Consider the following 14,788-nt stretch of genomic DNA (forward strand, 5'->3'; position numbering starts at 1 on the left):
TACCCAACATACAAAGTTGTATACTAGGACAGGACAAATGAAATCAAAAAAAATGAAAAAACAAGGGTTTTTATTTTTTTTACAACAATTAACATTTTTTAGAAAAATCAATTAAAAAATATTTCAAAATAGAATATAACTATCTTATTTTTAGTAGATTACAAAACTAAAACGAAATTCATAAAAATGAAAAAATCTTATATAAAACCTCTATACCCGTTTCTATTTTTATTTTTCACCATAAGTTTGGTTTCATACGGTCAAATTCCGCCCGGAATTTATGCAGATACCATTCAAAATAATGGTTCAAAAACAGTGCATCAGGTAAAGGTAAATGATGACTATTTTATTTATAATGAATATGAAATTGAACCCGCAAGATTTATAAAATCTGTCGGCGGATTTATTCAAATTGAAAACACGGCATCAAATACCCTTTTAGTGGTTCTTTTAGAATTTAATTCTGAATACGAAAATGATGCCGTAAGGCAACTTTCTATTCCCATTGAGATGGATGGGGAGAAGCTTAAAATGAACTGGTTTCAACAGCTAACTTTAGCACCTATCTTTCCTTCAACTCAAGATTTGGATGGTGCTTGGCTTTTTGCAACCAGAGGACCAGATACCGGGCAAGAAAGAAGAGGGGAAGAAAGCACAAGAAAAACCTTAAAACTTTTAATGGACAATACCTTTCAGTGGATAGCTTACGACACAGAATCCTATAAATTTTCGGGAACTGGCGGCGGAACTTACACTGCTGAAAACGGAATCTATAAAGAAGAAATAGAGTTCTTTTCTAAAGATAATTCTAGAGTTGGCGCCCAACTAGAATTCAGTTATAAACTTGAAGGAGATGATTGGCACCACACAGGAAAAAACAGCAAAGGCGAACCAATGTATGAGATTTGGAGCAAAAGAATAATCATGGGATTATAATTGAAACACTGATTATTAGTCTGAACACCTTCTAATTCAGATATGTATTACTAGGTAATCAGTATCGAAATACAAAAACGCTACCATTCATCGAAAATTCCAAAAGGAGACTGCTACCCTATTATACTTTTTATAGTTTAGCTGAAAATTCCTACTTATGTCTAACTACATTAATCTTTTCGGATTTTTCGCGATTTGTCTAATTGTTGCCTTTTTGCTAGTATTTATTTTTAGCGAGAACAAGAATTAGTTCAGCTAGATCTATTCTATTTAAATACATTAGTCATTACTATATGGCAAAAGAAAAGCCGATTAAATAAATCGGCTTTATAGAACTAACTCAAATTATGAACGTATCCTACTAAAAGGCATCGCAAAAGTATAGTTCTATGCCTACTGAAAAGTGATGTAAACATCAACCATCTGTTATTATATTGATATTACCGTATACATTAGTAAAATTTTAATTTACACTCTTAATATAGTGTTATAAAGAAGTTTGTCATTGAACACCTTCAGAACACATCTCTTCATACAATTCCACACTACAGCAAACCACTCATAAACAAACAATTACATAACTAACTATTCACTACTTGCACGTGTCTACATTTCGTAGTTAATCAATCTCCTGTATTTCTAAAGTCGAACTGACTTTAATGAAAAACTACAAAAGTCACAAAGGCTCAATTGAAGGTTTCAAGGAAAAACATTAAAAAATATTGTTCAGAAAAAGATTGATGTTAACCTTTTTTAAATCGCGTCATTAAAAGGCAAACGATTAAAAAGGAACATTATGAAAACCATTAAACTAATAGCAGTCTTATTTGTATTCATTGGCACCACTAATGCAAATGCGCAATTTTTCAAGAAACTAACAGAACGTGCACAAGAAGCAGCAGCACAAACTGTAGAAAGAAAAGTTGCTGAAAAAACAGAGCGAGAAACCGAAAAATCTTTCGACACTGTATTTAATAATAAAGGCAGAATGTTCAAAAATAAAAAAACGAAAAAACTAGAACTATACTCTTTTAGTCATGAATACGTCATGGAAATTAAAAGTGATGGAAGCACGACCGACATTACCTACTATTTAACAAATGATCATGAATATATAGGCAGCTCTTTTAATATGAAAGATGCTTCTGAATTCGTAACCGTAATGGATCTACCCAATGAGGCTATACACACCTTTATGAACATGGGCGGACAGCGAACAACAAATTCGGTGCAATTAGATTTAGAAGATGCGCCTGAACTAGCCATGAACAATGATGACTATAAAATTTCACAAACAGGTCAAACAAAAGATATTTTAGGATACGAATGTGAAGAGTACCAAGTAACCGGGCCGCAATTATCAGGTTCTGTATGGATAACCGAAGATGCTGATATATCGTTCCATACCGCATATTCAAGTTTACGAACAAAGAAATTTAAAAATATAAAAAAGGGAATCGACCCATCGTGGTTAAGCATTATCGACGGATTGGTACTTGAAATGGATATGATCGATTATTCACAAAAAAAAGCGAAACCCGTACATATGATATGTACCGAACTTATAGAAAAAGACTTTAGCATTAACACCTTAGATTATGAAAAATCATTTTAAAACACTTAGCATGAAACACACAATAGCACTCTTGTTCATCTTTCTTTTTATAGCATGTACCGAAACCCCTAAAAAACAGAATACCAGCGAACCAGATAGTGTATCGGCTTCGTCAAAACAAGAAGAAAATAGTTCAAATACCTCAGGCGATTATAATTCTCTGTTTAATAATAACGATTGTGATATGAGCATTGCCGAATTGGCAGAAGTGCTCAAAGTACCAGAATCTAACCTAAATAAGTTGGATAAAATTGGAGGAAACAAATGTTCTTTTGATTTGAAAGGATTTGGCACAAATACTTTAGATGGTGACTCAAGAATTTCATGGAGGTCTACCCCTAGTTCAAAAAAACAGAACAAGAAAGAAATAGCAAGTTACCTAGAGAGAAAAGAAGCTGGGCTAAAAATAATGGGGATGGACATAGAATTAGCAGAAACCGGCGATTGTTACATAGCCCAACAACCTGCTCATGGTAGAATCATAATTTACAATGAAAATTATGACGAAGCATTTTTAATACACTACGGAATTAAAAGTGCAAATACAAATCGTACCAAAGAGCAACATGAAGAGTTACGCCTTAAAATGACAGATTTGGCGAACTATTTATTACAAAAACACAGAAAATAGCAATGTCATGAAAAAACTACTACTCCATATTATTCTATTATTCAGTTTTGTTGCATTCGCACAAGATGAAATAAAAATGCCCGAACTGGATACGGGTAATCAAGTCTATACTTTAGAATTTAGTCCAGATTCACAGAATAAAGAAGTGATTTCAGCTTACATGCAAGGTGAAACTGAAAAAGATTCACTACGTTTTTGGGCAGAAGGCACTACATTACTTCAGAAAATAATGGTTACCGTTATTTCTGATGAAGATTCTGATATTAAAGTAGATATTGTTAAAGATAATTGGACAGATAGTAAAATTAACGGTCGAACCAAAAATGGCTTATTCCAAGAATCTTTTGAAACCGCTGGAAAATTTGGAATTGTAGTAACTAGTTCAATACCAAATATCACGTTTCAACTTGCCGTTTGGACTACAGGAGAAAAGATACCTTTCATGGGTAATTTGTATTATCCTGTCAATGAAGCAGCTGCTGAGAGAAGTGGTCAAGTACTTAATACCTCAAACTCTAATTCTCAAGCACAAAATAGTATTGTACCAAATAGCACGAACACAATACTTTACGTTGTAATAGGGTTTTTCAGCATTATCACTATTTTATTAGTATTACTATTGGTTAAGAAGAAATCTGCAAAAACGCTTCTCATTTTAATTTGCTTTGTTCTAGGTCAACAAATTAGTTCTGCTGGTGCTAGACCATCCCTTTCTGAAGTATTTACTGGAGCATTGAAATTTGTTCATGAAAATCATGACGGAATTCAAGATTTTTTTGAGGGGGCAAATAATGTTGCGAACGAAATCATGAGACGGTTAAGTGCCGACGACGACGATGCTCAAGCAAACGCAGATCCTAGAGGAGGTCCAAGGCTACCCTCTTCATGTATACCACCGCAATTTGGGACTAACAGAAATGGTGACAACAACACTAATGGTCCAAGCATGCAAGGCTCTAGTAATTCATCAAGCTCAGATTCATCTTATGAACCTCTTACTACATCATCAAATTCTAATTCTGATGGTAGTGATAATATTAATTATGATGAATATAACTCTTCAGGACTTCCGGTATATGATAGCAACAACGAACGTATCAATTACCCTATAACCACCGATGCTGGTCGTCCGAAATATGATATTAACGGCAATCCTATTCAGTATCGTGAACCAGTTCATAATGATGAAGTTGGCCCTTATGGAAGACCAGTATATGACAGAAACAACAAACCTATAGAGTACCCTGTTTTTGGCGACGATAAGCGCCCTAAATATGATATTAACGGCAATCCTATACAATATGCAGAAGGTGAAACAGAGTCTAGACCAGCATTAGATGCCAATAAGAAACCTATTGAATATGATAATTATGACCGTCCTAAATATGACAACAAAGGAAATCCTATAAACTATCATCAAGATGATGTCGAAAATCCTCAAAAACAAAATAAGGATAATGATTTCCCTGTTGATGAGAATGATAATACAGAAAAAATTAAAACCAATAAGTCTAATGATATCCCTTTCGTTTTGTCAAAAAGTGTAAAACTCATTGACGCAATTGATGGCAACCTTAATTCTTTAAAATTAAAGAATGCCGACTACGAATTTATGTATGCAGAAGCCAGTATTTTAGGTTCATTTTCAACCTTCATTCCAAATAAAAATGACAATGAAGCAGGCTGTGCATGTTTAGAAAAAGAGTACGACAATCTTAATAACAGGCGTTTAAATTTAGAACGACTTCGGGTCATCTATGCACATTCGATGAAAAAAATAAATGCGGGTATAGCATTTGGCGATAACGTATCTGGGGTTCATGGCGTATCTGGTTTAGCATGGCAAAGTCAAAAAATGATCATTCTAACAAAATCTATTCCCACCTTAAACAAAGCATATGATGACAAATATTCTGAAATGATACACGCACTTGAAGAAAATTTAAGGGCAATAGAAAATTGCGAATCCATGCTAGGTTATGACAATTGGTACAACCATGCAGGCTTCATTTACTTTCAATTTATGGCAGATAAATATAAAAGACAATAATCATGAGAAATTATATAATATATCTGATATCGCTCTTGCTCTTTCTATCATGCGGTGAGACCAAAAAAAATGAAGAAATTTCTGAAGAACAGTTAGAACTACAAACTGGTCGCGATGATGAAACCAATATTTCATCTGATGACCTAGAAAAATCTATGGAGCAATTAGGCGACCTGTTTGATATAGGCAATAGTGATGAGAACTCTGATAATGACTCCCCAGAAGCTAATGCTTTAAAGATGCTATTAGAAATGAGCGGGGCTGATAGCCAAGGCTCAGAAGATTTAGGTTCTTTTGATGATTTATTAAAGACTGATGCCATACTTGATTTGTTAGAAGCAAGCGGAGTGTCTAGAGAAGAAATGCAAAAACTTATAAACAACCCAGACAGCCTAAAAATTTTAGCTCAAGCAGCAATTGAGAGTAGAAAGCTTGAACTTTATAATGAACCAGAATTAAAAGGTAAACTATCTAAAGAACAGTTGACTTCAAAAAATACACCAACGGGAGTTTCACTTGAAGAGGCTATTTTAATAGTTCAAGCAGAATCTGGACCTGAAGCTACTATGGCAAAACTTAAAACTATAGATTCTTTAGCGGGCACCAATGTCATGGAAAAATTGGACTTGACCGAAGCAGGATATGTTATGCGCGATATTGAACGCAAAAATGAAGAACCACCTACTGTCGAAGAAACCAAGAAAATAGAAGTGCTGAAAAAAGTAACTGGACAATTACATAGCGTCAAAGAAGCCGATAAAGTTTTGGCTGATCTTGAAAAAACTGAAAACCACATCAACTCTGGTGCGTTAAAAGCGAGCCCTAGATATCAAGAAACTATAAAATATCGTAAAAAAATTGTCAAAGTATTCCAAAAAGATTTCGAGAGAAAGGCTAAAGCAGCGAAAGATAAATTTCAAAAATTAAACCCTGATCTCTATTTTGGTGATGAAGCCGGTGAAACATATGTTGGGCATATGAAAAAGGCAGTATACCTCCCCCTAGGGCAACTGTCGTTTGCCGATCAAGTCGTAAAAGCCAATCATCCATTGTTAAAAACGCAAGAAGTAAATAATGTTATAGGCGAACCAGATGTACTACAAGGTTTCGATATAGAAGACATCATCGGAATTCATAGTCTGGGTTTAGGCGGTAGTATAACCATACGATTTACTGACAACGCATTAACCGATGTAAATGGTCCTGATCTGTACATTTTTGAAATAGGGCAAATTGAGCCGACTAATTTAGAAATTTCCAAGGACGGTAAAGAATGGATTCATGTTGGTAAAATTGATGGAGGTGTTGCTGAAGTAGATATTTCACCCTTTGTAGAAAAGGGCGAACTATTTTACTATGTACACCTTACAGATTTAAAAATGGAAAGTGGGTTACCAGGTGCAGATGTAGATGCTATAGCTGCAATTGGCGCAGCTATGCGATTAAATCTTGATAGCAAAGTTCTATTTGAAACGGGTAAATCTAATTTAAAACCAGAAGGTCTTATTGCTTTAAAAGAGCTTGCAGAAAATATAGCCGTACTTAAAAAAGGTAATGTAATTGTAGAGGGTCATACAGATGATGTAGGAAGCGCAGAAACCAACCAAAAACTATCATTAGCTAGAGCCAAAAGCGTCTCCGCCGAATTAAAAAAACTAATTCAAAGTAGTAGTTTTCGTTGGAAAGAAAAAGGCTTTGGAGAGTCGCAACCTTTAGTTGAAAATGACACCGAAGAAAACAGAGCCAAGAACAGAAGAGTTGATGTTCTTATACTACCCAATTAATATCTAAATAGTATAAAATGTCAAAACCATTTTTTTATATAAGCTTAATAATAAGCCTCATATGTATTAAATCTGTATACTCACAATCTTCACCAGATAGTTTATTTGGAGGCTGGAAACTTATACAAATAAGTGGTGGGCTAGGAGGTTATGGTCATTCAAATCCTAATCACAATGCTATTATATTTTCATCTGATTGTAAATTCAGGGCTTATTTAAAAGGTTCATTAAAATCTTCAGCAAATTTTTATTTAATAAAATCCAAATCAATATATAGCAGTACAGATAGTATATACCATATTGAAATAGAAGATAAATTCCCTTTCTGGGGCTCATTTACCGTTAACAACAAAAAATTATATGTACGTGATGAAATACATGATGGATTTACCCATGTATACCAAAGGATATATACTAGAGAGAAAATTGACCAATTACTAAAAAAAGAAAGTTATTAACTCATGAAACATTTAATATACCATATACTTCTAATATTGCTAACTACTAGTTGCTACTGTCAAACAATGACACAAAACGAAGTTACTAGTCTTGTAGAAATTTTAAATAACAAAACAGCAAACAACATTCAACTAACTTTAACACAAAACAAAGCTGAATTAAATTGGTATAATTCCATAACTACCCTTCATATAAAAAATAAACTAGATTTTTCACCAAAAAATGACTCTACTACAATAAAAAAAACAATACAACAAACGAAAAATAGACAAACCGGTCCAATATACTTCAAATACAATTTTGAGCCTGCCACAAGTGTTGAAGTCAATTTTAGAGCTAATAAATACGGTAATGTTTTTTTGACTTTAAAATTTAATCCTCAAGACACTATAAACATTAGAAGTCAACTAAATGATTTCTCATGTGTTCACAGAACTTCAGATTCGTCACCACATATAGTTCAATGGTCTGGGGACACCTATATCAGTTTCTTACTAAACCCAATAAAAACTGACGATACCATTCAATTTAAGGTACAGGGTATAACCATAAGTGGAAAATTTGCAAGAAAAGACCAAAAACCAATCCATAAAGAGTACTCCAAATATTTTAGGAAAGATCTAAGACAGGCATTTGAAACATTTTTTAATCAAGCTGCATTCAAACTAAACGACAACAATAGTCTTATCATTGAAAAAACGATGTAGGATCTACAGACTCCTGAACTATTTTTCTAAACATTGTTAACCTTTCTCACCTATCTGCATTAATTGTAAATAACAATTAAAACACGAAAGATGAAAACAATTTTACGCACAATTCAGGTTACCATAATGATATTTCAGTTACAGCTAAATCAAAAAAGTCTAACAGTACTTTTTCTTAATGCTGAAAAAACTTAAATAATATCAATCATACCGTAAAACATACCAGTGTTACATTCCAAACGGCACTTGTTACATGTTTTATAGGTTTTAACTATTAAATCACATATTTTTAAGTGTAACCAACTGATTTTTAAACTATAACTAAATCAATTTATTAAAATTTAAAATTACTACATCATGAAATCTAAACTATTATTAATTGTAATGTGCAGTGTGGTTTTATGCGCCTGCGATAAAGATTTTACCGGAACCATTACAAACAAAGAGAAAATAGAACTAACCAGCGAAAATTTTATTTATGAAGGTGACCTAGAAAAATATTATATAAATAATGAAATTCAACTTATAGACATTAAGTTAAAGAATGCAACAGCAGATGAAGCTAAAGAATTGCTAATTGTAAAAGATGAGTTAAAGCAACGTTATGCCCAAATCTTGAGTTTTGACGAAGTAACGAAAAGGTGGCCAGTACCTTGTGATATGCCTAATGGCAAATGTGTTCCAGTAAGGTTTGAGTACTTTGTATTCAACAGTAAATTTTCTCAAATAAAATGTACCATAAGTACCATTACTGGAGAGGTATTAACGACTAAAGACAAATTGAGTCCATTACCAGGGGAAGCACATTTACAATATTTAGAAATCAATGCTAAGGGTTTTGGTGATCAAATAATCATTAAAATCGAAAAAACTGATGAATTAGGAAATACTTTAATCTACAATCAAAGCTTAGGTTTATAACAGGTTTAGTATTTTAGTGTAATGGCTCTAAAATTCAAGAAGCCCTATGCCTGTGTTTAAGAAAATAATTTACCTAATTTGCTTTTGTCCCATTTGTTTGTGGTCACAACAATTAACGCTTTCAAAAATAGATTCGTTAAATGAAAAAGCAGAACAGTTCTATTATTACGAAAAAGATTCTGCCTACTTCTATTTTGACCAGGTCAAAGAAATTGCAAAAACAATTAATAGCGATTCTATACTTATAGAGTCGCTATTTAATTCTACAGGAGTTTCTAGCTATCATTACGATTTAAGTAGAATGAGCGCCAATCTTAGCCAACTAGATTCTTTAATTTCCGGTACTACCATTTTAAACACAGATAACTCAAATATTCTACTGTATTACCAAGGTGACTATTACCTAAAATTATTAGAATACTCCAAATCTCGAGAAGCTTTTGAGAAGATTATAAAGAACAATAATTCATTAACTACAAAAAGTGAAACGGTAACAAGTTTAGCCTCTGCGGCTTATAGTTTCCTCGGTAAACTTTATATGATAGAAGGTAAGTATGACGATGCCAAGTCGTTATACAGAAAAAACATAAGAGATATTCAAAAATCAGAAAATGTTGATTTAGAAGCGTTAACCGGCAATTATAATTTGCTTGCCGAAGTATTAATAAAGGAAAAACAATATAAAGAAGCGAACACCTATTTGCTTAAGGCATATGCTTATAATAAAAAAGAAAAAAATACCAATTCTGCAATTTCCAATGCATTCCATATTGCTGAAAACTATGGTTATCAATTACAAAAAGATAGTGCCCTTTTATTTCTAAATGACTCTAAAAAATTATTTCAAAACAAACCTATATTTCAAGTAAAATACCATTTAAAGAAAGCGATTATCCATAAAAATAATTGGGAATATGAAATTGCTATAATTGAAATAGATTCGGCTATAAATAGTATCAAATATAATTTTGAAAAACAAAAAAACTCTGATTTAGAAATTGCTTACAATGAAAAAGGGTTACTTCTAAACCTTTTGGGTTTTCATGAAAAGGCATTAGTAAATTTCGATTTGGCACTTAAAACATCCTTAGACAAAATGGACAAGGATCCTAACGCCCTAAAACTATTTAAAAATAAGGCTACGACTTTAAATTTAAACAGAGATAATGAATCTTACTTAAAGGCAACTGCGGTGGCAAACCAGGCCACAACTTTTCTTAATCATATAAAACCAAGTTTTAAAAATTCTACCGATAAATTGTTTTTAATAGAAAATGCTTATCCAATTTTTGAATCTGGTATAGCAGCATCTCAAAACTTATATAAATCATCTAACAATGGTATCTATATAGATGAAGCTTTTCAATTCTCTGAAAACAGTAAATCCGTCTTATTGCTAGAAGCTCTATTATCTTCTAAAGCCACAGAATTTGCTAAAATTCCAAAAAAAATATTATCACGAGAAACTCAATTAAAAGCAGAGATTACACATATTGAAAAACAAATCGCCGTTTCAGAAAATTTAGAAGAAGGTATAGAAGACCAACTATTTAACCTCAGACAAGAACTTCGTAATATGGTAGTCGATATTGAAACCAAATACCCAGCGTACTATGACTTAAAGTATAATAATAAAATAAAAACACTGCCTGAAGTACAGGATAATCTTTCGAAAAACGAACTCTTTATTTCCTACTTCTACGGTAACCAAAATATTTACAGTATTGCTATTTCAAAGAATGAAAAATCTTTTTATACTATTGAGATTACCGATGAACTTGAAGAAAATATAAGCGACTTACATGCTATGCTTTCTAATCCAATATCGAAACCTGATTCACTTTCTAAGTTGAGTCATAAATTGTATCAAAAACTACTAGGTCCAATATTAGAGTCGCATCCACAAGAAAGAATTATACTTGCCCCAGATGGGTTGTTGAACTATATACCTTTTGGCAGTCTGGTTACCAATGAGAGAGAGCGTCGCTACTTGATAGAAGATAGAACCATTAGTTATGTTAACTCAGCTACTTTGTGGTCTCAATTAAATAGCAAAGAACAAAACAGTGCTAACCTACTAGCATTTGCACCTAGTTTTAATGCTAATATACCTTCAGACGGAACCCGTTCTCAAGTGTTAGGCAATTTGCCACACAACAGAAATGAAGTTCAGCAGATATTGACATCTTTTACCGGCAAATCTTTTATAAATGACCAAGCTACGCTTCAAAATTTCACTGCTACGTTATCAGATTACTCGGTTTTACATTTGGCAACACATGCCGTATTTAATGATAAAAATCCCGAATATTCCTATTTAGCTTTTACTCCAAAATCAGAATCTGATGATTTACTTTTTGTAAAAGACTTATATAACTTAACCTTAAATGCCAGTCTCGTAACTTTAAGTGGCTGCGAAAGTGGTATTGGCGAACTTAAACGCGGAGAAGGTTTTTTAAGCCTTGCCAGAGGTTTTTTCTACAGTGGTGCCGCAAGTATATCAAGTACGTTATGGAAAGTGAACGACAATTCATCATCTAAACTCATGGGCGAGTTCTATGAAAATTTAGCGGATGGCAAACCGAAAGATGCATCTTTAAGAGAAGCCAAACTCTCCTTTTTAAAAAAGAACAAAGAGAATGGACTGGCACACCCCTACTATTGGTCTGGTTACATTATTCAAGGAAACACCCAACCTTTAGTTACCTCAACTAAATGGCAATGGTATTTGTATGGAGGTATTATTTTTGTCTTTTTTATTTTTCTGGGAAGAAAGAAATTAATTCAACTCTTTAAGTAACTTCGTTGCTTCTTCTTTCTTATATGTTCCCATATCTATAAGTTGTTCCAATAAATTTTCAGCTTCTTCTTTCTGTTCTAATTTAAGGTTTGCAAGCGCTGCATACCAATATCCCTCATCTTTAAACTCACTATTTATTGAAATAATTTCTTGGAATTTATCTGTCGCCTTTAGATAATCTCCATTGGCAAGGTAAGCTTGACCTAGGTAAAAATCTACATAATCTAACCCGGTCTTTTCTTTTAATTCAATAAAATATGTAATGGCAATATCATAATCATTGGTTTCATAAGCTTCAAAAGCTAACCGTTCTAATGACTCGTCAGAAACATCGCCACGAGTTATCGTATAAAACGTATTAGGATATTTCTCATAATTGGAAGCATACAATTCTTCTGTTCCATTAAACACATCAGAATTAAATACAAACCAACTCAAACCTACCAACAAAGCAATACTAGCAGCAATACTTAATGGTTTCCAGAAATTTTGTTTCTTCTGACTAGGTGCACCACTTAATTCAGATTCAAAACCTTGTAACTTTTTCTTAAGACTGTCATTTTCAGTTTTGCGTACAACAGATTTTAAATTCTTCTCAAATTCAAACCGCGTTTTAAATTCGATATCACTTTCCACCAGCTGATCAAATGTAATCTTCTCAGTTTCGGTTAATGAACCGTCAAAATATCTCAATAATAATTGTTCTTTATCCATCATAATTTGGGGGCATTTTTAATGGCTTCTTTTAATGTTTTTAAACATCTAGATTTCTGACTTTTTACCACATTTTCACTGTTATAATTTCCTTCTGCCATAATCTCTTTAATGTTATACTGTTGGTAGTAGAAAAGCTTTAATATTTTTTGACATTTTTCTCCTAATGCATCAAAGTACTTCTTTAATAATTTTTGTTCTGGCGACAAAGCATCATTGTCAATATCAAATGCTTCGATTTCGTTATCTATTTCTTCTACTCTATTCAATAATAATTCATTATTTGTATGCTTATTTCTTTTTCGTAATCGCTCCATAATCTTATACTTACCAATACTTATTAAATAAGTACTTAAAGAGCTTTTCAAAGTTGTTAATTTTCCATTTTGGATATTCTCATACAGTGCCACATAAGCATCTTGATAAGCATCTAACACCTCTTCATCTGCCAAAGAATATCTTTTGGCAAAATTTATGAATAGCTCACGATTCTCTTCATATACCTTTTTAAAAGCAGATTCAGAACCTTCTTTAAGTGCTTGAAATAAAGTTTCATCTGAATGATTTTCCATTTAATGCATTTACGGATAAATAGTTAACACTTAAAAGTAAAAAATTAAAGTGAATGTTAACCTTTTCTTCTAATTAGCATGAATATATGCAACCAAAAACTATATAAAAATGAAAATAGCAATCCTCCTATTTATTTGTACAGCATCTATAACCATGAACGCTCAACTTATAATTGATGATTTTACCACTGGTCAAATAACCAATTTGACTTTTACCGATATGAATGAAAATAGAAAACTGCAAACAGGTAATCATATTATTGGTCAAAATCGACAGATATTTGCAAAACTCAATCAAAATCCTTTCGAGCATAATATGCAGTTAAGTATAAAAAAAGGAATCCTTGTCATGAGCTACGGTTATGACACTCGGGGCACTACTTATATAAACTATGGCGTCAATAAAAATGGAAATGCTCCACTAAATATAGATGCCAGTAAATACAAGTCTTTAAAAGTAGAATTTGAGGCTAAAAGTACGGTAAACGGCATCAACTTGAATCTTTATACAAACACCACTTATGCTGCATACGGCAAACATGTACCGGCTCGTGAAGGTAAGTTCGTCTTTACCATTCCGTTTTCAGAAATAAAGCCAACTGGCGATGATTTTACATTTTCCGATATCGATTTTATAAGACTACAACTTGACTCTAGAAGTAAAACTGGCTGTAACATGGCGATAACCAAAATTTGGTTCGAATAAATATTTAATAAGCTAAAAAAGAAATCATGAATTAAAAGAAAATAAATCTCAAAGTAACAAGGTTGTAAATAGCTTATCGATTTCTTCTTATGAAAATGATGTAACGTTATAAATGTCTCTCTTAACCTATTCTATATTAAACTTTATTAGCAATATAAAAAGTATAGGCTGTCTAGTCTACTCATAAACCTCAACGACCATTTCAACCTCTACAGCCATATTACCAGGTAGAGACCCCATACCAACTGCGGCTCGTGCATGTTTTCCTTTATCTCCAAAAACGGCAACCATTAAATCAGAATAGCCATTAATTACTTTCGAGTGGTCCATAAAATCTGGCGAGGCATTTACCATACCATGTACACTAACAATTCTCTTCACTTTATTTAGATCACCAAGTTCAGCTTTTAAAACTGATAATTGATTGATACCGACCTCACGAGCAGCTTGATAACCTTGCTCAATAGTTAAACTATCGCCTAGTTTACCAATAATATTTTCACCACTAGCCTGTTTTGGACCTTTACCTGCTAAAAACATAAGATTACCTGTTCGTACCGCATGAACATAATTTGCAACTGGTGTACCTTGATTACGTAATACAATGCCTAAACTATCTAAAACAGCTTCTGGGTTATAATTAGTGTCTGCTTTAGCACTTGTAGTTCCATTTTCTACCATAGTTGGCTTGTTTACATCGCCACAACTCAGAACAAAAGTGGCTAGAAGAATTAAAACACAGTATTTCATAGTTTTTAAATTAAAGGTGGTTATTTAAGACTACAAGGTACCTAATACTTCATTATCAACACAATACCTTTAAAATCGAAATATATTGCATTGCATAAAAAACATTAAAAATTGTATAAACACTATTTTTTGTGCTTTCTGTC

At 32.7% G+C, this 14,788-nt stretch carries 13 protein-coding genes; 10 read left to right on the plus strand and 3 right to left on the minus strand.

The window, feature by feature from the left end; translation table 11 throughout:
* The first annotated feature begins 186 nt into the window (after positions 1 to 186).
* The 9 genes from ACJJVT_RS14835 (at position 187) to ACJJVT_RS14875 (ending at position 11,903) form a co-directional block, all read left to right on the plus strand.
* The gene (locus tag ACJJVT_RS14835) at positions 187 to 936 is read left to right on the plus strand and encodes a hypothetical protein (RefSeq protein WP_405399736.1); all 750 of its coding nucleotides are present in this window, start codon (positions 187 to 189) and stop codon (positions 934 to 936) included.
* Positions 937 to 1,732: 796 nt separating this feature from the next.
* Positions 1,733 to 2,551, plus strand: coding sequence for a DUF4412 domain-containing protein (locus ACJJVT_RS14840; protein ID WP_405399737.1), 819 nt, complete (start codon positions 1,733 to 1,735; stop codon positions 2,549 to 2,551).
* 10 nt (positions 2,552 to 2,561) lie between these two features.
* Positions 2,562 to 3,182, plus strand: a complete 621-nt coding sequence (locus ACJJVT_RS14845; protein WP_405399738.1) for a hypothetical protein — start codon at positions 2,562 to 2,564, stop codon at positions 3,180 to 3,182.
* Positions 3,183 to 3,189: 7 nt separating this feature from the next.
* Positions 3,190 to 5,232 (plus strand): hypothetical protein, encoded by a 2,043-nt coding sequence (locus tag ACJJVT_RS14850; RefSeq protein ID WP_405399739.1) that lies wholly within the window; start codon positions 3,190 to 3,192, stop codon positions 5,230 to 5,232.
* 2 nt (positions 5,233 to 5,234) lie between these two features.
* Complete coding sequence (locus tag ACJJVT_RS14855; RefSeq protein ID WP_405399740.1) at positions 5,235 to 7,016, plus strand: OmpA family protein; 1,782 nt, start codon at positions 5,235 to 5,237, stop codon at positions 7,014 to 7,016.
* Between the two features lie 17 nt (positions 7,017 to 7,033).
* Positions 7,034 to 7,474, plus strand: coding sequence for a hypothetical protein (locus tag ACJJVT_RS14860; protein WP_405399741.1), 441 nt, complete (start codon positions 7,034 to 7,036; stop codon positions 7,472 to 7,474).
* A 66-nt stretch (positions 7,475 to 7,540) separates the two neighbouring features.
* Positions 7,541 to 8,182, plus strand: coding sequence for a hypothetical protein (locus ACJJVT_RS14865; RefSeq protein WP_405399742.1), 642 nt, complete (start codon positions 7,541 to 7,543; stop codon positions 8,180 to 8,182).
* 357 nt (positions 8,183 to 8,539) lie between these two features.
* The gene (locus ACJJVT_RS14870; RefSeq protein WP_405399743.1) at positions 8,540 to 9,103 is read left to right on the plus strand and encodes a hypothetical protein; all 564 of its coding nucleotides are present in this window, start codon (positions 8,540 to 8,542) and stop codon (positions 9,101 to 9,103) included.
* Between the two features lie 97 nt (positions 9,104 to 9,200).
* A complete protein-coding gene (locus tag ACJJVT_RS14875) occupies positions 9,201 to 11,903 on the plus strand; it encodes a CHAT domain-containing protein (protein WP_405399744.1) in 2,703 nt (900 codons plus the stop codon).
* On the opposite strand, the gene ACJJVT_RS14880 is transcribed toward ACJJVT_RS14875, so the two are convergent.
* Both ACJJVT_RS14880 and ACJJVT_RS14885 read right to left on the minus strand, forming a co-directional pair.
* Positions 11,883 to 12,620 (minus strand): tetratricopeptide repeat protein, encoded by a 738-nt coding sequence (locus ACJJVT_RS14880; protein ID WP_405399745.1) that lies wholly within the window; start codon positions 12,618 to 12,620, stop codon positions 11,883 to 11,885. The two genes, ACJJVT_RS14875 and ACJJVT_RS14880, sit on opposite strands and share 21 nt — an antisense overlap.
* Positions 12,617 to 13,189 carry an RNA polymerase sigma factor gene (locus ACJJVT_RS14885; RefSeq protein ID WP_405399746.1) on the minus strand — a complete coding sequence of 191 codons (573 nt, stop codon included), beginning with the start codon at positions 13,187 to 13,189 and terminating at the stop codon, positions 12,617 to 12,619. The genes ACJJVT_RS14880 and ACJJVT_RS14885 overlap by 4 nt, the downstream gene beginning before the upstream one ends.
* Positions 13,190 to 13,298: 109 nt before the next feature.
* Here ACJJVT_RS14885 and ACJJVT_RS14890 point away from each other — a divergent pair, with 109 nt between their 5' ends.
* Positions 13,299 to 13,895, plus strand: coding sequence for a hypothetical protein (locus ACJJVT_RS14890; protein WP_405399747.1), 597 nt, complete (start codon positions 13,299 to 13,301; stop codon positions 13,893 to 13,895).
* 177 nt (positions 13,896 to 14,072) lie between these two features.
* Here the strand turns inward: ACJJVT_RS14890 and ACJJVT_RS14895 are convergent, their stop codons facing one another.
* Positions 14,073 to 14,645 (minus strand): RidA family protein, encoded by a 573-nt coding sequence (locus ACJJVT_RS14895; protein ID WP_405399748.1) that lies wholly within the window; start codon positions 14,643 to 14,645, stop codon positions 14,073 to 14,075.
* Positions 14,646 to 14,788 lie beyond the last annotated feature (143 nt).

The organism is Maribacter sp. Asnod2-G09 (assembly GCF_045063795.1).
Lineage (GTDB): Bacteria > Bacteroidota > Bacteroidia > Flavobacteriales > Flavobacteriaceae > Maribacter.